This window comes from Mycolicibacterium sp. 624 (assembly GCF_040548615.1).
Classification (GTDB): Bacteria; Actinomycetota; Actinomycetes; order Mycobacteriales; family Mycobacteriaceae; genus Mycobacterium.
Map to the genome: position 1 here is coordinate 341726 of NZ_JBEPRZ010000004.1, position 19057 is coordinate 360782.

The 19057-nt window shown below is 63.5% G+C and carries 20 protein-coding genes, 1 tRNA gene, 1 pseudogene and 1 riboswitch; of the genes and pseudogenes, 12 read left to right on the forward strand and 10 right to left on the reverse strand.

Annotated elements, in window-relative coordinates:
- Positions 1 to 7 precede the first annotated feature (7 nt).
- Positions 8 to 79: riboswitch (Fluoride riboswitch) on the forward strand.
- Positions 80 to 99: 20 nt separating this feature from the next.
- The 6 genes from ABIA65_RS18180 (at position 100) to ABIA65_RS18205 (ending at position 4579) form a co-directional block, all read left to right on the forward strand.
- Positions 100 to 582 carry a fluoride efflux transporter FluC gene (locus ABIA65_RS18180; RefSeq protein WP_354524435.1) on the forward strand — a complete coding sequence of 161 codons (483 nt, stop codon included), beginning with the start codon at positions 100 to 102 and terminating at the stop codon, positions 580 to 582.
- Positions 579 to 950, forward strand: a complete 372-nt coding sequence (crcB, locus tag ABIA65_RS18185) for a fluoride efflux transporter CrcB (protein WP_241400173.1) — start codon at positions 579 to 581, stop codon at positions 948 to 950. The genes ABIA65_RS18180 and crcB overlap by 4 nt, the downstream gene beginning before the upstream one ends.
- A gap of 15 nt (positions 951 to 965) precedes the next feature.
- Positions 966 to 1481 (forward strand): universal stress protein, encoded by a 516-nt coding sequence (locus ABIA65_RS18190; RefSeq protein ID WP_354524436.1) that lies wholly within the window; start codon positions 966 to 968, stop codon positions 1479 to 1481.
- Positions 1482 to 1533: 52 nt separating this feature from the next.
- Entirely contained in the window at positions 1534 to 3168 is a 1635-nt protein-coding gene (gene pgm, locus ABIA65_RS18195) for a phosphoglucomutase (alpha-D-glucose-1,6-bisphosphate-dependent) (RefSeq protein ID WP_354524437.1), read from the forward strand.
- Complete coding sequence (locus tag ABIA65_RS18200; protein ID WP_502919582.1) at positions 3165 to 4451, forward strand: MFS transporter; 1287 nt, start codon at positions 3165 to 3167, stop codon at positions 4449 to 4451. The genes pgm and ABIA65_RS18200 overlap by 4 nt, the downstream gene beginning before the upstream one ends.
- Before the next feature lie 55 nt (positions 4452 to 4506).
- A tRNA-Ala gene (locus ABIA65_RS18205) sits at positions 4507 to 4579 on the forward strand.
- Positions 4580 to 4903: 324 nt separating this feature from the next.
- Here the strand turns inward: ABIA65_RS18205 and ABIA65_RS18210 are convergent.
- From ABIA65_RS18210 to ABIA65_RS18240, 7 genes and pseudogenes are all read right to left on the reverse strand, one after another.
- Positions 4904 to 5386: a MaoC family dehydratase gene (locus ABIA65_RS18210; protein WP_354524438.1), complete on the reverse strand. Its 483-nt coding sequence runs from the start codon at positions 5384 to 5386 to the stop codon at positions 4904 to 4906.
- A 38-nt stretch (positions 5387 to 5424) separates the two neighbouring features.
- Positions 5425 to 5685: a hypothetical protein gene (locus ABIA65_RS18215; protein WP_354524439.1), complete on the reverse strand. Its 261-nt coding sequence runs from the start codon at positions 5683 to 5685 to the stop codon at positions 5425 to 5427.
- A gap of 157 nt (positions 5686 to 5842) precedes the next feature.
- A pseudogene (locus ABIA65_RS18220) lies at positions 5843 to 6214 on the reverse strand (PPOX class F420-dependent oxidoreductase); the annotation flags it as partial.
- 5 nt (positions 6215 to 6219) lie between these two features.
- The gene (locus ABIA65_RS18225) at positions 6220 to 7014 is read right to left on the reverse strand and encodes an SDR family NAD(P)-dependent oxidoreductase (protein ID WP_354524441.1); all 795 of its coding nucleotides are present in this window, start codon (positions 7012 to 7014) and stop codon (positions 6220 to 6222) included.
- 29 nt (positions 7015 to 7043) lie between these two features.
- The gene (locus ABIA65_RS18230; protein ID WP_354524442.1) at positions 7044 to 8360 is read right to left on the reverse strand and encodes a phenylacetate--CoA ligase family protein; all 1317 of its coding nucleotides are present in this window, start codon (positions 8358 to 8360) and stop codon (positions 7044 to 7046) included.
- A gap of 148 nt (positions 8361 to 8508) precedes the next feature.
- Positions 8509 to 9495 carry an MBL fold metallo-hydrolase gene (locus tag ABIA65_RS18235; protein ID WP_354524443.1) on the reverse strand — a complete coding sequence of 329 codons (987 nt, stop codon included), beginning with the start codon at positions 9493 to 9495 and terminating at the stop codon, positions 8509 to 8511.
- Positions 9470 to 11464, reverse strand: coding sequence for an oxidoreductase (locus tag ABIA65_RS18240; RefSeq protein ID WP_354524444.1), 1995 nt, complete (start codon positions 11462 to 11464; stop codon positions 9470 to 9472). The genes ABIA65_RS18235 and ABIA65_RS18240 overlap by 26 nt, the downstream gene beginning before the upstream one ends.
- Positions 11465 to 11771: 307 nt before the next feature.
- On the opposite strand from ABIA65_RS18240, the gene ABIA65_RS18245 reads away from it, so the two are divergent.
- Together ABIA65_RS18245 and ABIA65_RS18250 are read left to right on the forward strand one after the other, a co-directional pair.
- Entirely contained in the window at positions 11772 to 12176 is a 405-nt protein-coding gene (locus tag ABIA65_RS18245) for a VOC family protein (RefSeq protein WP_354524445.1), read from the forward strand.
- Between the two features lie 92 nt (positions 12177 to 12268).
- Positions 12269 to 13024 carry a TetR/AcrR family transcriptional regulator gene (locus tag ABIA65_RS18250; protein WP_354524446.1) on the forward strand — a complete coding sequence of 252 codons (756 nt, stop codon included), beginning with the start codon at positions 12269 to 12271 and terminating at the stop codon, positions 13022 to 13024.
- 189 nt (positions 13025 to 13213) lie between these two features.
- On the opposite strand, the gene ABIA65_RS18255 is transcribed toward ABIA65_RS18250, so the two are convergent.
- Positions 13214 to 14047 (reverse strand): mycofactocin-coupled SDR family oxidoreductase, encoded by an 834-nt coding sequence (locus ABIA65_RS18255; protein WP_354524447.1) that lies wholly within the window; start codon positions 14045 to 14047, stop codon positions 13214 to 13216.
- Positions 14048 to 14577: 530 nt separating this feature from the next.
- Here ABIA65_RS18255 and ABIA65_RS18260 point away from each other — a divergent pair.
- Complete coding sequence (locus ABIA65_RS18260; protein ID WP_354524448.1) at positions 14578 to 14802, forward strand: SDR family oxidoreductase; 225 nt, start codon at positions 14578 to 14580, stop codon at positions 14800 to 14802.
- A 104-nt stretch (positions 14803 to 14906) separates the two neighbouring features.
- Positions 14907 to 15143 (forward strand): hypothetical protein, encoded by a 237-nt coding sequence (locus ABIA65_RS18265; RefSeq protein ID WP_354524449.1) that lies wholly within the window; start codon positions 14907 to 14909, stop codon positions 15141 to 15143.
- An 84-nt stretch (positions 15144 to 15227) separates the two neighbouring features.
- Here the strand turns inward: ABIA65_RS18265 and ABIA65_RS18270 are convergent, their stop codons facing one another.
- Complete coding sequence (locus ABIA65_RS18270; RefSeq protein ID WP_502919590.1) at positions 15228 to 16502, reverse strand: lipase family protein; 1275 nt, start codon at positions 16500 to 16502, stop codon at positions 15228 to 15230.
- A 362-nt stretch (positions 16503 to 16864) separates the two neighbouring features.
- The gene (locus ABIA65_RS18275; protein WP_354524451.1) at positions 16865 to 17008 is read right to left on the reverse strand and encodes a hypothetical protein; all 144 of its coding nucleotides are present in this window, start codon (positions 17006 to 17008) and stop codon (positions 16865 to 16867) included.
- A 71-nt stretch (positions 17009 to 17079) separates the two neighbouring features.
- Between ABIA65_RS18275 and ABIA65_RS18280 the strand changes: the two genes are divergently transcribed.
- Both ABIA65_RS18280 and ABIA65_RS18285 read left to right on the forward strand, forming a co-directional pair.
- On the forward strand, positions 17080 to 18300 hold the full coding sequence (locus tag ABIA65_RS18280; protein WP_354524452.1) for an acetyl-CoA C-acetyltransferase: 1221 nt from the start codon (positions 17080 to 17082) through the stop codon (positions 18298 to 18300).
- Positions 18301 to 18313: 13 nt separating this feature from the next.
- Positions 18314 to 19045 (forward strand): SDR family NAD(P)-dependent oxidoreductase, encoded by a 732-nt coding sequence (locus tag ABIA65_RS18285; RefSeq protein ID WP_354524453.1) that lies wholly within the window; start codon positions 18314 to 18316, stop codon positions 19043 to 19045.
- Positions 19046 to 19057 lie beyond the last annotated feature (12 nt).

Genomic DNA, 19057 nt, shown 5'->3' on the forward strand with positions numbered 1-19057 from the left:
TGATAGCCTCATTCGCGGCGATGGATCTCGCCTGGGTGAACCCGAACCGCCGATGACGGCTGATAGCTCCTACTCCGATACCGACGGAGAGGATTCTTGATGGGCGCCGAACGGCAGGATTCCCACACAGAGCTTCCCCTGGACCCCGACTCGGCGCGTCCGCTCCACCTTCGGCCGACCGCGTGGGCGTGGGTCTTCGCCGGCGGGGTCATCGGCACAGGACTGCGCTGGCTGATCGAGCAGGCCGTACCCACCCCGCCAGGGGCCTGGCCATGGGCCACCTTCGTCATCAACATCACCGGCGCCTTCGTTCTCGGGGCGCTGCTGGAGATGCTCGCCATGGTCGGTCCCGACGCCGGCTGGCGACAGCGCATCCGGCTGTTCGGAGGCACCGGTCTGTGCGGCGCCTTCACCACCTACAGCACACTGGCACTCGAGGTCTCGCTACTGGGTCGTCATGGTGACGTGCTGCTCGGTGCCGTGTACGGCGTGTGCACCGTCGTCGTGGGGATCATCGCCGCGTGGACGGGCATCGTTGCCGCCGGCCGACTCGGCAGAACGTGGTCGGAGTCGGTGTCGTGACGGTCCTCGCCGTGATGCTGGCCGGCGCCACGGGTGCCCTCCTGCGATTCCTCATCGACGCCGCGGTGAAGCATCGCCGGACCGTGTCGTTTCCGTGGGCCACCGTCATCATCAACGTGACCGGGTCACTGCTGCTGGGGGTACTGGCCGGGCTGGTGATCTTCGACGGAGCCCCGCACAGCCTGCAACAGATCGTCGGCACCGGATTCTGCGGCGGTTACACGACATTCAGCACCGCAAGCTTCGAGACGGTACGACTCGCTGAGCAGCGGCACTCGATCAAGGCGCTCGCCAACGCCGTCGGTTCGCTGGTGACCTCAGTGGGCGCGTGTATCGCGGGGTTGGTATTGGCCTGGACTCTGTCCTAGGTAAGGAGCCATCACATGAGCGACGTGTACCGGTCAATCGCCGGCCCCCTCACACGATTCCGCGCGGGGCCAGAGCCCCGGCTAGAGCCGAGGGCCGCGATAGTCCTCGGATGGGATGGACATCGTCCGAGCACCGGCGCATTGCGTTACTCCGTCGAGTTGGCACGCCGATTGACGGCGCACATCCACGTGGTCCACGTCATCGACCTCGACGACACACCCGTTGACCCTGATGCCGCCGACTGGGAGCAGCAACTGGAGGCCGCCCTCGCTGACGAGGCGGCCGAGGCGCGTCGGCTCCTGGACGGGCTGGCCGCGTCATGGACCTACCACGGCGGGCACGGCGACCCGGCGGAACTCCTCGCCAAGGTCGCCGACGAGTACTCGGCGTTGATGGTCGTCATCGGGAGCCCGCGCGGTGGCCTGATCTCATTCCTCGACACCGTATTCGGCCAGTCGGTGGCACACCGCCTGATCGGGATTCGCAAAACGCCGCTGCTGATCGTTCCGGCGGACACCGTGGCCAGTTGAATTCTCGGTGCCGGGAGGGTGCGACCGCCCGATGAGGAGCAGAATCGTGCCCATGGCTGCCAATCCGCGTGCCGGCCAACCGGCGCGCCCCGAGGACCTGATCGATGTGGCCCATGTGGTCACCGCCTACTACACGGTGGCCCCCGACCCGGACGACATCGCCCAGCAGGTGGCGTTCGGGACGTCGGGGCACCGCGGCTCCAGCCTGGATGCCGCGTTCAACGAGGCGCACATCCTGGCCACCACCCAGGCGATCGTCGAGTACCGCGCAGCGCAGGGCACCACGGGCCCGCTGTTCATCGGCCGCGACACCCATGCGCTGTCGGAGCCGGCGTGGGGGTCGGCCCTGGAGGTGCTCGCCGCCAATGACGTGGTGGCGATGGTCGACGCCGCCGACCGGTACACGCCGACGCCAGCGGTCAGCCACGCGATCCTGGCGTTCAACCGCGGGCGGGACAGTGATCTGGCCGACGGCATCGTGGTCACGCCGTCGCACAACCCGCCCCGCGATGGCGGCTTCAAGTACAACCCGCCCAACGGTGGGCCCGCGGACACCGATGCGACCGGCGTTATCGCCAAGCGGGCCAATGAGATCCTGCGGGGCGGGCTCGCCGACGTGAAGCGCATCCCGCTGGCGCGCGCGATGCAGATGGCGGAGCGCCACGACTACCTCAACGCCTACGTCCAGGACCTGCCCAACGTCGTCGACATCCATGCGATCCGGGCGGAGGGTGTGCGCATCGGCGCGGATCCGCTCGGCGGTGCCAGCGTCGACTACTGGGGCGCCATCGCCGAGACGCACGGACTCGAACTGACCGTGGTCAACCCGCTTGTCGACGCGACGTGGCGATTCATGACACTCGACACCGACGGCAAGATCCGGATGGACTGCAGCTCGCCGAACGCCATGGCCTCACTCATCGGCAAGATCGGCGACTACCAGATCGCCACGGGCAACGACGCCGACTCCGACCGGCACGGGATCGTCACACCCGACGGTGGGCTGATGAATCCCAACCACTACCTGGCGGTGGCGATCGACTACCTCTACACCCACCGCCCCGGGTGGCCGGGCGCCACGGCCGTCGGCAAGACGGCGGTGAGCAGTTCCATCATCGACCGGGTGGTGGCGGGACTGGACCGCAAGCTGATCGAGGTGCCGGTCGGGTTCAAGTGGTTCGTCGACGGACTGCTCGGCGGCACCATCGGATTCGGCGGCGAGGAGAGCGCGGGAGCGTCATTCCTGCGCACCGACGGCACGGTGTGGTCGACCGACAAGGACGGCATCATCCTGGCGCTGCTGGCCTCGGAGATCCTGGCGGTGACCGGCTCCACGCCGTCACAGCGCTACACCGAGCTGGCGCAGCAATACGGGGCGCCGACCTACGCCCGCATCGATGCGCCTGCCAACCGGGAGCAGAAGGCGCGGCTGGCCAAGCTGGCACCCGAGCAGGTGAGCGCCACCGAACTCGCCGGCGAGCCCATCACCGCCAAGCTCACCGCGGCACCGGGCAATGGCGCCCCGCTGGGTGGGCTCAAGGTGACCACGGAGAACGCCTGGTTCGCCGCACGCCCGTCCGGCACCGAGGACGTCTACAAGATCTACGCCGAGTCCTTTCTGGGGCCGGAGCATCTGGCGGAGGTGCAGGAGGCGGCCCGCGAGGTGGTGAATACAGTCATAGCGTGAGTTCTGACGCGGAGGCCGACTGTACGCAGGCCATTGATTCGGGTCAGCAGGAGCCGAAGGCCAAGCTGCCCCGCGAGGTCTGGGTCCTCATTTTCTGCAACGCGGTCGTCGCGCTCGGCTATGGCGTGGTGGCGCCGGTGCTGCCGCAGTACGCGCGCCACTTCGGCGTCAGCATCGCGGCAGCCACCTTTGTCATCACGGCCTTCGCGCTGATGCGTCTGGTCGGGGCTCCGCCCGCGGGCCTGCTGGTGCAGCGGCTGGGGGAGCGGCCCGTCTACGTCAGTGGCCTGCTGATCGTGGCGCTGTCCACCGGTGCGTGTGCCTTCGCCGACACCTACTGGCAGCTGCTCCTGTTCCGCTCGCTGGGCGGGCTCGGATCGGCGATGTTCACGGTGTCGTCGCTGGGGTTGATGATCAGGATCTCGCCGCCCGATGCGCGCGGCCGGGTGTCCGGCATGTTCACCTCTGCGTTTCTGGTCGGCTCGGTGTGCGGGCCCGTGCTGGGCAGCCTCACCGCGGGCCTGGGCCTGTCGATGCCGTTCGTCATCTACGGCGTCGCGCTACTGGTCGCCGCCGCGGTGGTGTTCGTCACGCTGCGCAAGTCGTCGCTCGCGACGCCGGACGAGCAGACCGAGCCGGCCCTCAGCGTGCGCGCCGCGTTGCGCAACCGTGCCTACCGCGCGGCGCTGGCGTCGAACTTCGCGACGGGCTGGTCGGCGTTCGGCCTGCGCGTCGCGCTGATCCCGCTGTTCGTCGTCGAGGTGCTGGGCCGCGGGCCGGGTATGGCGGGATTGGCGCTGGCGACGTTCGCCATAGGGAACGTCGCCGTCGTGTTGCCCAGCGGCTATCTATCCGACCGGGTCGGCAGGCGGATTCCCCTGCTGATCGGGCTGCCGGTGGCCGCGGCCGCCACCGTGCTGGTGGGTTACACGGATTCGCTGCCCATCTTCCTGATCGCGGCATTCGTCACCGGTGCGGCGACCGGCATCTTCATCTCGCCACAGCAGGCCGCCGTCGCCGACATCGTGGGCAACAAGTCGCGCGGAGGCACGGCCATCGCGACATTCCAGATGACGTCGGACTTCGGTGCGATCCTCGGTTCGCTCGCGGTCGGGCAGATCGCGCTGCACTTCTCCTACGGGGCCGCGTTCGCGGTCAGCGGTGTCATCCTGCTGGCCGCGGCGGTGTTCTGGGTTTTTGCACCGGAGACGCGGCCACGCAGCGATACGGAGCACACTCCGGCCCGCCCACTGGGTCCGGAGGCCGGTGGAGAGGTCCCGTGACCAGCTGTTTTGAACCGTGGATCCAGTTGGTGTAACTTCGACAGGCACCACTTGAGGGGCTATGGCGCAGTTGGTAGCGCACCACACTGGCAGTGTGGGGGTCAGGGGTTCGAATCCCCTTAGCTCCACGTATGGGAACCCGCTTCGACCTCGGTCGGAGCGGGTTTTCTCGTTAGTTGGACGGGTCTTGCGGCAGGCCGAGTTTCAGGAACACCGCCGACGCGGCGGTCGGCCGCGCGTGGGGCGGCTATTCCCGCCGCGCGCATCCGCGAGATTGGAGTGGTCGCGCATCGCGATCGCGTTCCACGAGGCCGGGCACGCCGTCGCTGCGGTGGCGCTCGGAGGCGAGTGCATGAGGAGGCGCCGAGCGATCACCCGTGCACTGAGTACGCCCGCAGACTTCGACGCTGCGATCAGCTACGCCGGGCACGGATGCGAGGCTCACTCAGTCATTACCTGTTTAGACCTTCGACGAATCGAGACGCCTGCACAGCCACGCACACAGGTTTGTCGCTGCCTTCACGATCGAACCGCACGGTGGTCAACATGTGCGCTGACCCCGGTCCAACGGCTTCGACCGAATCGACGACGGCATGCATGCGGAACCGTGAGCTGACGGCAAGCGGTGCGGGGAACCGCACCTTATCGTATCCGTAGTTCAGGGTGTGAGCGAAGCCGTCGAGCGAGATGATGGTGTCGAGCATCGCCGGGATCAACGACAGTGTGTATAGGCCGTGTGCGACAGTTGATTTGAACTCGCTGTTGGCAGCCCGCGTCGGGTCGATGTGAATCCACTGGTGGTCTCCGGTGGCGTCGGCGAACGCGTCGATGTTCTCTTGGCCGACCGTGACCCACGCCGTGGGAGGAAGTGGCTTGCCGATGAGTTCACGCAGTTCGGCGATCGTTGATGGGCGAAGGCGCTGAGGTCGGTTCACCAGGCTCCTTTGTTGCGTTCTGGCAAGGGATTCCACGGTCAGAGCGACTCGTGATCGACAGCCTGACTCGGCTGACCGAGCCGCGGGGATTCGAAGAGGTCTCGGCGGTTGGTCTCCTTCGGCCAGGTCACACCGGCGACAGTGCATGCGGCCATAACCATGACGGGGATCGAGATAGGTGTTGAGGAGCCGTAAGTCGCGAGCAGCGCGGTGGCGATCCCACCGCCGATACCACCGAGCCCGACGACGACGATGTGTGCCCGGAGGGCAATGGCTACCGTGTCCTGTGCGTCTGTCAATTCACTCCCAAAAGCTAGAGGCGCGTCAATCGATCCCGCAACGGGGGCTTTGGCGCAACCTATAGTCGGCTCATCCGCAGATCAATGATTCAGCAATCGGCTCGGTACGCATCGGTCCGTGCGCTCTGGCGCACCGCTGCCGCTGGACGGCTATTGTGCTGAAGAACGTTGGGCGGACGATGAAGGTGACACGGTCGCGCGGCGGCTCGGTTCTCGGGCCGTCGTAGACGGCGTTGAGGCGCATGTAGTGCTCGCCGGTGGGGTCGGGGATGAACTCCTCGACGATGCCTCGAACCTCGAGATACCGAAAGGGGTTGTCGGGGTCGATGATCGACAGTGCAACCTGCGGATGGGCCTTCATGTTCCTGTAGCGCTGTTGCTGCGGTCGGGTATTGAGCCGCAACACCTCGCCATCCCACTCGAACCACATGGGACTTACCTGGACCGTACCGTCCGGGCGCACGGTTGCCAGGTGGGCGTAGAGCGGACGGCCCAGCAGCGTCTCGTACCCCCCGGGAATCGTGTTCATCGGGCTCAGGTCGTCGACATTCCGCCATCGACCAAGATGGTCTGCCCGGTGACGTAGCCCGCAGCCGGCGACGCGAGCCAAACCGCAGTTGCGGCAAGCTCTTCGGGCCTGCCAGACCGTCCCAGCACGAATCGTGGCTCCAGTGAGTCCGTCACATAATCGGGTGAGTACGACTCCGTCATCTCGGTCTCGAAGAAGCCTGGCGCGATGGCGTTCACCCTGATTCCCGGCTGACGGCCCCATTGACGCGCGAGATCCCGGGTGAGACCCACCAGTCCAGCCTTGCTCGCGGTGTACGCGGCTTGGGGAAGCGAGGCCGTGGTGAAGGCGAGGACACTCGAGATGTTGATGATCGAACTACCCGGCGTCATGGCACCGGCGCAGGCCTGTGCCATCCAGTAGCTGCCGCCGAGATTGACGTCGACCACTGATCGAAAGTCCTTGGGGTCCTCTCGAAGGGCCGGGACCGCGCTCGCCATGCCCGCATTGTTGATGAGGATGTCCACGCGACCGAACTTCCTCATCGTCGTTTCGACGAGTTCAGCGCACTGGCGTTGATTCGCCACATCAACGCTCTGCACCAGAGCTTCCCGTCCGTATCCGCGTACCGCCTGCGCGGTCTCCTCCAAGCGGGCGGCCCTCCGTGAAGCCACGACCACGTGTGCCCCGGCGCAGGCGAACGCCTTGGAGAGGGCGACTCCTAGACCCGCCGACGCTCCCGTGACGATTGCGATCCGGTCGTCGAGACGGAACATCTCCGCAAAAGCGTCTGCGTTGTCCAGCCAGTTCGGTTCGAGCATGTACTCCGCCAATCCTTCACGTTGGTAGGTCAGGCCGGCGATCGCGCGTCGCCTCGGCGATCGAGGAGGCGCTTGACCTTGCCCTCTCCGCCCAGTCCGGTTTGGGGAGCCAGTGCCCCCGACGCGACGATCTCCACGTCGACCGTGACCCCGAACGTTGTCTTGAGCCGCCGCTTCATGTCCTCCTGGAGCGGCCGCCCATCTTCGGCGCTCGCCTGTTCGATCAGAACAACCATGCGTTCTCGCGAGCTGAGACCCTCGCCGACATTGTCTACGACACAGAGAAACTCGCCGGTCGAGCGTGGATCGCCCTGAATGACGTCTTGCGCTGATCGCGGGTAGATGCTCGTTGCTCGCAGCTTCACCATCTCGTCGCTGCGCCCCAGGAACCCCGACAGCTTTGTCGTGCGGGTACCGCAGGCACACAGTGCTCGATCGGAGCTGCGCATGCGGTCTTTGAGGTCGTACCTGATTATCGGCGGTACCGAGCGATGCAAGCTCGTCACGACGATGTTGCCTTCGTGTCCGGCGCCCTGTGCGAGTCCGGTCTCACTGTCGGCGATCTCGACGACCGCGGTGTCGTCATTGACGTGTAGGCCATCTCTTGCGGTGCATTCGTACCCGATGAGACCTACCTCATGTGTTCCGTAATTGTCGTAAACAGGTACACCCCAGGCAGTTTCAAGCAGATCGCGCAGATGTCCCTCCGTGTCGACACCGAGATAGGTGTGGATGAATCGAGTTGGAAGGTCCTTCTTCAGGTCGATGCCTGCTCGATCAGCTTCTTGAGCCAGGATCTTCAGGTATTCGCCAAAGGCGACCCAGCCGTTCGTTCCCCATGATCGGGCCAGCTCAAGTTGTCGGGCGGAACCGGTGACGACACCGGAACCGGTTGTCAGTGGGATCATTCCGCACCAATGCAGCGCAGCGGTCGATGAACACCACGCCGTGTTGGCCAAACTGTTGGTGAGGGTGATCTGCAGAATGTCGCCGACCTCGGCGCCCTGGGCAACGAAAGCTCGGGCGAACTGAATGGCCTGCACCTCCCATGCCACCGGGTCGAACAGCGTTGGTCGCGGCAAACCCGAAGTACCACCGCTGGATTGAATCTTCAGTGGGGTGCGCATCGCCTCGATTGCGAAGTTCTGATGATTGCCAAACGGGGGATGCTGTTCAATTGAGTGTTTGATGTCCTCGCTGGTGAACGTGGGAATCTTCGCCAGGTCGTCCAGGCCCTTGACATCACCGGGTTGGAGCCCGGCCTCGGACCACCGGTCGCGATAGAACGGTACTTCCCAGGCCTCGGCCACCCTGGCGAGAAACCGTGCTTCCTGTAGCTCGCGCAACTGATCATCGGACCGCGACGCCATGACGGAGTCGAACAGGGGAGGTGGTGGGTAGTCCTCCATGAGCTGAGGCCAGTCGATGCTTGACCAGTAGTAGGGGATCTTCTTCTGCGGCATTGCTTCTCCTGGAACGATCGTGTGTTGGGGTTCAGGCAGCAACGAACTTGTACGTGTCACCGTCACGCACGATTCGGCCGACGCTGGGACCGGCAAAGTGCGTTCCAAACACCAAGATCTCGCTATCGGCAGCTGACTCCAGAAACGTCCGGCGTCGGTCGGCCGAGAGCGCCCGGTCCCAGTCACCGCGCGAACTCCAGCCTGGGCGCGCGGTCTGGATGGGGTGGTGAATGAAGTCGCCGGTGATGAAGCCAACCTCGCCGTGCGATTCAATGGTAAGACTGTGATGGCACTTGGTGTGCCCAGGCGTCGACGTGTATCGCACTCCGTCGCAGATGACATGATTCTCTGGGACCAGGTCGACAAGCCCCGCGTCGACGCACGGTTGGATCGACTCGGCGAACACGAGGCGCGTTTGCCGATGAATGTCTGGATCGGCACCCGCGTATTCGACGGCGTGCTCGAGATCTTCGGAGACCGTGTCACCCCTGGTGAGCTCTTCGTGATAATCGAACTCGTCCTTGACGAACGTGTACCGAGCGTTCGGAAACGTGGGTTCCCAGCGGCCGTTCCTGAGAACCGTGTTCCATCCCACGTGGTCGAGGTGCAGATGAGTTGCGAGGACGTAGTCGATCTGTTCGGGAGCGTATCCAGCCTCTGTGAGTCGCTCCAGATAGGCGGTGTTCAGCCCGCCCCAGTTTGGGATGAGCGGTAGATCCTTGTGATTTCCGCACCCGGTATCGACCAGGACAACGGCTGAGCTAGTGTCGACGACGTAAGAGTGCACACTCCACAGTGTCTGGCCGCGTTCATTGGCGTAATCCGGGTACAGCCAGGGAATTTCCTTCACCGCGTCGGGGGTGGCTTCGGCGATGAGCCCGTCGAGTTCGCCTATCTCGACTGACATTTCGACGACTTGCGTGATCTTCACATCACCGATCTTCCAGCTACGCTCCATGCGCTTTTCCTCTCGTTCAGGGCCCAGTGTTTCTTCAGACACCACGTCCGGCCATTTCACCCTCGTAGATCGCCTCGTCGACCCGGCGGGGCGCCAAGCAGTCACCAATCATGGTGACCTCGAACTGTCCTTCCAGCTGTGGAAGGAGGGTCGATTCAGAATCGCGTAGCATTACGGTCACCAGGGATGTCGCTGGCACCGTTCGAGCTGATCCATCCCAAATACGGTTCAACACAACGCCTTGCGGGGTTACCTCGGCGACGATGTGTTGGGGGGTCAAAGTCACTCCTAGCGCGTACAGCCTCGGGTACAGATGTCCGACATCGAGGTTGAAGAGAGTGTTGTCGCCCAGGAACAGTTTCGCGGAGACAACTTCGACGCTCTTTCCCGAACTGGCGAGGAATTCCGCCAGCCCCAGCGCGAGGTACTCGCCTGTGTCGTCGAGGATTACGACACTCTCGCCACACGCCTCGGGGTCGACGATCGCCTGGATCGGGTCGAACACGCGAATGTTGTCCAAGCCGGGAATCGTCGGGCGCGCAGCCAGGCTCGCTGAGAATCCGTCGGTGCGCCACGTCGATCCGGTTGCGAGGATGACGTGATCGGACCCCAGCGCGCGCACGGTCTCGACGTCGGCGGTGGTGTTGAGACGAACGTCGACCTTGTACTTCTCGAGCATCCGCTCCATGTCCTGGACCAAGACAGACCACCGGCCTCGCGTGGGCAGTTTGGCCGCGTAGCGAATCTGTCCGCCGAGCTTTTCGTCTTGTTCTACCAGGACGACCTCGTGTCCGCGCGATGCGGCAACTTCCGCGGCTCGCATTCCAGCGGGACCGCCGCCGACCACGAGCACCTTTCGAGGAGTGCCGGGAAACTGCAGGGTCCCGCTGCCGAGCGTCTTCTCGCGTCCCGCGGCCGGATTCTGTGTGCAGGTCAGCTCCCAGCTCTTGGACATTCGTCCGATGCAGCCCTGATTGGCCCTGACACAGTGGCGGATCTCATCCTCGCGCCCACTACGTGCCTTCTGGACCAGGAGCGGATCCGCAATGTGGGCCCTGGTCATCGCGACGAGATCAGCAACGCCTGACATCACAATCGATTCGGCGACCGACAACTCGGTAATACCGTTTGCGGTCACGACGGGAAGGTCGCCGACGACCTTCTTCGCCCGGGCTGCCAGGTTGACCAACTGGGGGCCCGGCATGCTCATCGGGGATACGACGCGGTCGAAGGTGGAGGCGTTGCCTGCGCTGATGCTGAAGTAGTCGAACAGGCCCGAATCGGCCAGGTGCTTGGCGATTCTCTCGCCCTCATCCTCGTCAATGCCGCCTGGCACGTATTCGTCGAGAGAGAGCCTCACACCGACCGCGAAGTCGGGACCACCTTCGCTGCGGACAGCTTCCGCGCACTCACGAACTATGCGGCACCGGTTCTCGGTGGTACCGCCGTAGCCGTCTGTCCGTCGGTTCGTCAGCGGAGACAGGAAGCTGCAGAGTAGATAGCCGTGGGCCGCGTGGACCTCGGCTCCGTCGATTCCCGCAACCCTTGCATTCCGTGCGCTTCTGGCGAAGCCGCCCACGAGTTGTTCGATGTCATCTTGCGACATCGCCCGGCCAATCTCTCCATACGTAGTCGAGGGCAGACCGGATGGGCTCCACAACGCCCTCCAGTTCTCCAGGAACATTCCGTTGTGGTCCTCCACACCGAAGTGAGAGAGATCGACGAAGATCTTGGCGCCGTGCCTGTGTACGGCAGTTGCCAGGCGCTCATAAATCGGGATCACCTCTGTCGGCCAGCCCTGATGGGTGCGCAGTCCCAATCCGCGACTCGTCGGATGGACTGCCTGCGCCTCGGTGAGAATGAGCCCCGCCCCGCCCCGCGCCCGCTCCTCGTAGTAATCGATGCTCTGCTGAGTCATCAGGTTGTGTTCGTCGCTGTACATCAGGGCATGGGCGGTGACTACCACGCGGTTCTTGACGCTGACGGGACCCAGCTGGATGGGCTGCCAAAGCGCCGAATACTTGTTCATGACGACTCCTCGCCGCATCTTCTCCGGGCGACCTCGGAAACTGACCGATAGGTCGGATATTCAACTCATGATTCGCATCGATCATGGCGTAGGTCACATGGCCCTGTCAACAATCCGCCGCCGAATCTCGTGGGTGACCCGACTGGTGACTTGAATTATCGACCCGAGGGTCGTTAATGTGACGGTGCGCTGTGCGAGGCGTCCGAGTTCCGTAGCTGTCCGTATCTGCGACAGCGAGGCTCAAGGTGAGTTCGTGAGTCTCGCCAAGCCGAAATCCTGTGTGAGTAGAAGCGATAGGGAGACGAACATGAGCCTTGCAGTCAACGGAATCAACATCGCGGTCCGAGATCTGCCGACCGCAACCGAGCGCTTCGAACGCCTCTTCGGTGTCAAGGGGGAGCACGTCGGCCCCGACGGGTTCGCGTTCCCCGGTCTCGAGGGCACGAAGCTTAACGTCGGCGGCTTCATCATCAGTCTGATCGCCTCAACCGAGGAGGGCACGTCCGTGGCCCGCTTCCTCGACCGCAAGGGAGAGGGCGTATTCCTTCTGTCCGCGAAGGTCGACGACCTCGACTCGGCGACGAATGACTTGCAGCAGCAGGGTCTGTCACCGCTACTCGAAAAGCCTGCGCGTGGACGATTCGGTGCGGTCAACTTCTACCACCCCCGTGCACTCAACGGCGTTCAGCTGGAGCTCATTGAGCACGCCTGAGCATGGACGGGGATTCTCAACACCGCCTGCCGCGATTTCGGCTGGCGTGACCAACCGTCGATCCGGCGCCCGAGTGTCTATCCTCAGTGGCTATGACAGAAGTTTCTGATCAGGCGGACGTGGGCCCGGCAAAGAGCGCCGGCGGTTCGGTGCGAAACTCGGTGATGCGGGAGCGCATCACCGAGGCGGCGGCGCGGCTCTTCCAGACCCGGGGAATCAGCGGCGTCACCATGCAAGAGGTCGCGGCAGAAGTGGGGCTGTCCAAGGCCTCGATCTACCACTACTACCAAAGCAGAGACGATCTCCTACGGCACGTCTTCGGTGACTGGGCCCGGGGCGAGGTCGAGCGTGCACGGGCGATCGCCGGAACAGATGAGGACGCCGCAACCAAGCTCACGGCCTTCATGCGCTTCCATCTGAACTCTCTAGTCGATCATCTGGACCTGTACGGCCTGTCCTTCCGTGAAGAGGGTCAGTTGCCCGCGGAAGTGCGCAACGAGTTCCGCGCACTCAAGCGCGAGCACGATGTACTGGTTCGCCAAATCATTCGCCAAGGCGTCGAGGCTCGCATCTTCGAGCCCATCGACGAAACGCTCGCGGCGTTTGCCATCGACGGCATGTGCAACTGGATCTGGAAGTGGTACCGCCCGGGAAGAGGCGGCAAACCTGCAGATGAAATCGCTGAGACGTTCTCCCACCTGGTTCTACGTGGAATGATGACAAGCGCCTCGACGACCACCACCGGCTGGACCGAGGACCTCCAGGGGATCGACGGACAGCTTGCTTATCACGCGCGCGAGATCCGCCACCATACGAGCCAGATCGAGCTGTTGCTGAAGAGCCGGTGAGTCGCGCCGAGACCGGCTAGGAGGCAAAAGCTTCGATGACGGCGGCGCAACGGACAATCGGCTCGCGGTCAATCTCGGTGGACCACGCCGCATCAAAGCCAGCCGCCTCAAGTGAGACGCCCAGCTCGACTGCGTCATGAGCGGGCATCACCTCTGGAATCAAGAGTCCGACGGAGAACCCGATGTCTGTCACAGGAGCGGATATCCAGCTGTCACCTCGAGCTGGGTGCCGGTGACGAATCGACCACTCTCGCTGACCAAGTACAGGACAGCCCTTGAAATGTCCTCCGGCGCCACCCACGGCGTATCGAGCGCAGCCAGCTGCTGGAAGATGGGCTCGACGGTACTGCGCGTGGGTTGCTCTACGCCCGGCGCGAAGAGTTCGTAGATCGTGGAGTTCTGGATCATAGGGGTGTCGCAATTGGTCGGATGTATGACGTTCACCCGAATCTGGTGGCGTGCCAGTTCTTTGGCCAATGCCTTGGTCAAGCCGACGATGCCGTGCTTGGACGCAATGTAGTGCGCCATTGACTCGACGGGAGTCAAGGTGCTTGCCGAGCCAATGAATATCATTGCACCTCCGCTACGACCGTTGACGATGTGCTTCATCGCAACCTGGGCAGAGAAGAAGGCGCCGGACAAATTGGTACCCACCACGGCGTTCCATTGCTCCGGCGTTATAGAGGCCGCAGCGGCAACCTCGCACACGCCGGCGTTCAAGACCGCGAAGTCCAGTCGGCCCAGCTCGCCTACTGCCCTGTCGACACCCTCGGCAACGGCAGCCGCATCGCGCACGTCGCATTCGATCCGGTAGGCACGGCGGCCAAACTTCTCCACCAGGGCTACGGTCTCGTCGAGGTCCTCCGCCGTTGACGTTGGGTACGGCACTGTCGCGACCTGTTTGCAGATGTCCAGCACGACGACGTCTGCGCCGGCCTCCGCTAGGAATGCGGCGTGTGAACGGCCCTGTCCTCTGGCTGCCCCGGTCACGAGCGCAACTTTGCCGCTCAGGCTGTCCGGCATCTTCAACCTCCACGTTCCGTCCAAAAGGTCGGTATATCGACCAATTGGTTAGCAACCTAGCGTTGCAACTCGGGTGTGTCAACGCTCATAGCGAGACCGGCGCGCCTGGGCCCTGAGTGTCATGCGGGGCGAGTCCAATCGGCCTCGACGCCAGGTGGTCGTGAAAGTCGCTCCGCGACAAGCGTGTCGAAGGAATGCGATGACCCTTGACGCTTGGCGCATCGTTACGGGCAACTTCAGAATTGCCTTGCCGATTGGTTTGAAAGTCGGGCACTCGGCGACGATGACGGCGGTCCCGTTGTTTACCAATATGTTTCGTACGATAGCGACTTAGCACATGAAATGGCGTTGGGGTCAGCCCTATTCGCACATGATCGACGAAAGGCTCAGTTGGGAAGGCGAGTTGGAATGGTTGCGCTCGTCACCGGTGGGGCAAAGGGTTCGGGACGATCGCACGCTCTGACGCTGGCGCGTGAAGGCGCTGACATCGCGCTGCTCGACAACTGCATCGTCGACGTTGAAGCGATCACTTGCTCAGCAGTGCTGGCATCATCCTCAACTTCGGCAAACTTGCCGATATCACGCCGAGACAATGGCGTACGGTCATCGACACGAACCTGACAGGCGTCTTCAACGTGTGTCGCGCGGTTCTCCCGCAGGTGGTCGGGCAGCGAAAGGGCAGCATTGTCGTCACGACATCGACCGCTGGTCGTTTCGCCTACGCGAACATCTCCGACTACGGCGTCTCGAAATAGGGTGATCGGACTGATGAAGACGGTGGCAGTGGAGCACGGACAACACGGCATTCGTGCGAATAGCGTTGCACCGACGAACGTGAACTCCGGAGACCTTTCCTCAGATGAACAACAACGGCGAGGCTTTCCGGCTGTTCTGCCCGGATATCGAGAACCCGACGCGTGAGCAGATGATCGAACGCGTGAAGACGATGCACCCGCTCGATGTCCCGGGCGTCGACTGGCAGGACGTCTCGAACGCCTACCTGTATCTCCTCTCGGGTGATGCTCGCATGGTCTCCGGCGAGGTATTGCATGTGGTCCGCCGGACTCATCGCGAACAATTCCGCCGAATAGGTTGAACCCGCCGCTGGAACAGGAAGGCACGATGCCGAGGCCGTAGCGTTCGACACAGCACGGCCTCGGCTTGCGCCTCCCTTGACGCTTTAACTGCTCAATTCGGCGCAGTTGGGCGCCGTGGGTGCGCCATTGAACCGGTCGGTGATCCACGCAATGCTTCGCTCAGCATCGATGAACGGTGGTAGTAGCGCGTTCACATCCAATTTGTTGAGGAAGGGTGGCGCCTCATTGGTCCACAGCGTGACATCGGCTCCCATGGCACACCAGTCTGTGGCCGTCTGTACGACAGCCGCATAGGGACCGAACGGATCCCACCGGTTGTGTGAGAAGTACACGGGCCCAGTGGGTTTCACGTTGCCGATGCGTTGTGCGGCCAGGATTCCCTTGAACGGATCGGCTTGCACCATCTGATTGAGATCGTCCTTGAACCAGGGCTGCAAGTGTCGAAACATGTAGTCGATCCCCGTCTGAAGCATGCACTGTCGACCGGTGTTGGCCAACATCTCTACCCCGCGCGGAGTGAGGGAGTCCCAAATGGGTTGCTCTAGAGCGGGGTACGCCGACTGAATGCCTCTGAGCACCCATCCGAGCGCACCGGCCAGGAAGTTGCCGTCGATGCTCGGCATCGTTGCGGCCAGGTCGGTCGGCGCGGCATTCGCATAAGTCCCGACGACGTTCAGTTCTGGCGCGTACGTTGAGGCTAGTTCGGCCGCTGCCAGCGCAGCCTGACCGCCAGCCAGCCAACCCCAGAATGCCACTGGGCCATCAGGATCGAGTGAGGTGCCGGGAAGCCTCATGGCTGCTCGGGCGGCGTCGAGAAGCGCGGTCCCGCCGGCCACCCGGTTCAGGAATTGCGGTGACATCGGCCCGTGGACGCCGAGTCCGACACCGTCGGTGACCACGATGGCGAAGCCGCGCGCGAGCAGAGTGGCGACGAAGCCCTCCTCCAGGTTGAACATCACGTCGAACCCCGTGTCCAACGACGCATGAATGCCCTGGTTGAACAGTCGCGACGGTGCGCATTGCTCGCCCATCCCGTATGGGGCGGTGGCGTACGCGAGCAACGGGCGTGGGCCCTTGCCCGGCCACGGGTTGTCCGGCTCGATGTAGGTGCCGGTGACGGCGACCGGGTTTCCCTGCGCATCGGTGCTGCGGTACATGATGCGGGTGCCGGTTCCGACGAACGAACCCAATTGGCCGGAGGGTTCCAACACCAAACGTGAGGGTTCGGTCCGGATCACGTCGCCAGGCTCACCCGCAGGCAGCGGGTCGGGCGGTGTGTAGAACACCTCGTAGTGACTTTCGTCGGCATGTGCGAGAACAGCAGGGGCGGCCAAGACGACCGCCAAGCATGCCACCAATGCCGACGCGGCAGTCACACGGCAAAGGCCGCGCAATCTTCGTGTGATCCGACCAGCCCCGGCCCTTAGACCGCCGTGAGCGATCACCGGCCTGGACCGCGACCTACGAAGCGAGACAGCATATTACGCGCCCCGCTGGCCTCGGCAAGTAACACGGTGTGCGAATCGTCCCGAGTCCGTCGCATCCCCGAATCGGATACGCCCGTGCTTGATCGGTCCTGCATTCTCAACCTCCTCATGTGGCCGGTTCGCGGCCAGCGGTTTCTGATCGGTCTCGACGCGCCTCGGCGACTCGACTATGAAGTCGGTATTTCGACTTACGGGTGAGGAACCTATCTTCGCGGGCTCCCGAGTGTCAACGGTCACAGTGATTCAGCGACATGGGCCGGCACTGGCCGGTCGGCTTCGGGTTGGTTCGAATTGGCTTCGTCAGGGTCGTCATTGTTTTGCGTGGCGCAATCGATGAGGTCGGGCAGGGCCTTGACCGTGCCGGCGGGCGCCGTCATAATGCATAACTGACCAGGGGATCGATAATTCGACCATCGGGTCGATACTAGAAACGGACAGGAAAAAATCCATGCCTGAGGCAGTAATCGTCGCAACCGCCCGTTCTCCGATCGGCCGGGCAGGGAAGGGGTCGCTCCGTGAGATGCGCCCCGATGATCTGGGCGCACAGATGGTGCTCGCAGCTCTGGCGAAGGTGCCCGATCTCGATCCGAGGACGGTCAACGACCTCATGCTCGGCACGGCTCAGCCTGCTGGCGAAGGCGGGTACAACCTGGCTCGTGCGGTAGGTGTCGTCGCCGGAATGGACCACTTGCCAGGCGTCACGGTGAACCGTTACTGCTCGTCGAGCCTTCAAACGACCCGAATGGCAATGCATGCCATCCGCGCGGGCGAGGGCGATACCTTCATCTCAGCGGGAGTCGAGACCGTCAGCCGGTTCGGCAGCGGGATGGCCGACGAGCACCCCGATACCCACAACGTCGTGTTCTCCGACGCCGAGTTCCGCACGAAGAGGCGCGCCGCGGGGCGCGGAGATCTCTGGGCCGACCCGCGTGCAACGGGGACGGTTCCCGATATCTACATCGCGATGGGGGATACCGCGGAGAACGTCGCCGAGTATGCCGGGGTGTCGCGCCGCGAACAAGACGAATTCGGAGTCCGCAGCCACAACCGCGCGGAGGCGGCGATCGAACGAGGCTTCTTCCAGCGCGAGATCACCCCGGTGACACTGGCCAACGGAAGTGTGATCAACACGGACGACTGTCCCCGCCCGGGCACGACGCTTGACAGGGTGGAGCAGCTCAAGCCGGTCTTTCGTCCGGATGGCACAGTCACTGCGGGTAACTGTTGCCCGTTGAACGACGGCGCCGCCGTGCTCATCATCATGAGCGACGAGAAAGCTGCTGAACTCGGACTCACTCCGCTGGCACGTATCGTGTCGACCGGCGTCTCAGCGCTCTCCCCGGAGATTATGGGGCTCGGCCCGGTCGAGGCAACCCGGCGCGCGCTGGCTCTTGCCGGCATGACGATCGACGACGTCGACCTGGTGGAGATCAACGAGGCATTCGCTGCCCAGGTCATCCCATCGGCTCGCGAACTCGGCATCGACGACGACCAGCTCAACGTCAATGGCGGCGCGATCGCACTCGGGCACCCCTTCGGCATGACGGGCGCCCGTATCACCACCACGCTCATCAACTCGCTGCAGTTCTATGACAAGCAGATCGGGCTGGAGACGATGTGCGTGGGCGGCGGTCAGGGGATGGCCATGATACTCGAACGACTTAACTGAGAGCAGGAATCCAATGGGCAACATCACATACGACTTCGCGGGCAAGTCCGTCATCATCACCGGCGCGGCCCGCGGAATCGGGCAGGCCCTGGCGCGGCACTTCACTGAAGCCAAGGCAACCGTGTTCATGGTCGACTTCGACAAGGGCGAGCTGAATAAGTCAGCCGAAGCCGTTGGCGCAGTGGGAATTCCCGCTGATGTCAGCAATACGGAGGATGTCGGACACGTCATCTCGACCGTCGTTGCAGAGACCGGGCGGGTGGACGTTCTCGTCAACAATGCAGGAATTCTCCGGGACAAGGTCCTATGGAAGCTGACGGATGACGACTGGAACCAGGTGTTGCAGGTGCACGCCGGGGGCACGTTCCGCTTCACCCGCGCAGCGGTTCCGCACTTCCGCAAGCAGGAGTTCGGCCGGATCATCAACATCACGTCCTACACCGGTCTCCGAGGCAATCGCGGACAAGCGAACTACGCCACCGCTAAAGCGGGAATCATCGGATTCACCAAGACGGCGGCGAAGGAACTGGCTGCGTTCGGAGTGACCGTCAACGCCATCTCGCCGAATGCGGCCACGCGCATGACGGCATCGATCCCGGACGAGAAGATCGCCGAGCTCACGGGTCCAATTCCACGGTTGGCTGATCCATCCGAGATGGCCGCCGCCGTGTGTTTCCTGGCGTCCGAGGAGGCCGCGTACATCACCGGAGTCGTGCTGCCCGTCGACGGCGGAGTGTCGATGTGAAGACGTGCCGGA

Coding starts and splice junctions, on each gene's coding strand:
- ABIA65_RS18180 (WP_354524435.1), top strand. CDS start 100: ATGGGCGCCGAACGGCAGGATTCCCACACAGAGCTTCCCCTGGACCCC.
- ABIA65_RS18250 (WP_354524446.1), top strand. CDS start 12,269: ATGACAGAAGTTTCTGATCAGGCGGACGTGGGCCCGGCAAAGAGCGCC.
- ABIA65_RS18280 (WP_354524452.1), top strand. CDS start 17,080: ATGCCTGAGGCAGTAATCGTCGCAACCGCCCGTTCTCCGATCGGCCGG.
- ABIA65_RS18245 (WP_354524445.1), top strand. CDS start 11,772: ATGAGCCTTGCAGTCAACGGAATCAACATCGCGGTCCGAGATCTGCCG.
- pgm (WP_354524437.1), top strand. CDS start 1,534: ATGGCTGCCAATCCGCGTGCCGGCCAACCGGCGCGCCCCGAGGACCTG.
- ABIA65_RS18275 (WP_354524451.1), bottom strand. CDS start 17,008: ATGACGGCGCCCGCCGGCACGGTCAAGGCCCTGCCCGACCTCATCGAT.
- ABIA65_RS18240 (WP_354524444.1), bottom strand. CDS start 11,464: ATGAACAAGTATTCGGCGCTTTGGCAGCCCATCCAGCTGGGTCCCGTC.
- ABIA65_RS18265 (WP_354524449.1), top strand. CDS start 14,907: ATGAACAACAACGGCGAGGCTTTCCGGCTGTTCTGCCCGGATATCGAG.
- ABIA65_RS18190 (WP_354524436.1), top strand. CDS start 966: ATGAGCGACGTGTACCGGTCAATCGCCGGCCCCCTCACACGATTCCGC.
- ABIA65_RS18225 (WP_354524441.1), bottom strand. CDS start 7,014: ATGCTCGAACCGAACTGGCTGGACAACGCAGACGCTTTTGCGGAGATG.
- ABIA65_RS18285 (WP_354524453.1), top strand. CDS start 18,314: ATGGGCAACATCACATACGACTTCGCGGGCAAGTCCGTCATCATCACC.
- ABIA65_RS18255 (WP_354524447.1), bottom strand. CDS start 14,047: ATGCCGGACAGCCTGAGCGGCAAAGTTGCGCTCGTGACCGGGGCAGCC.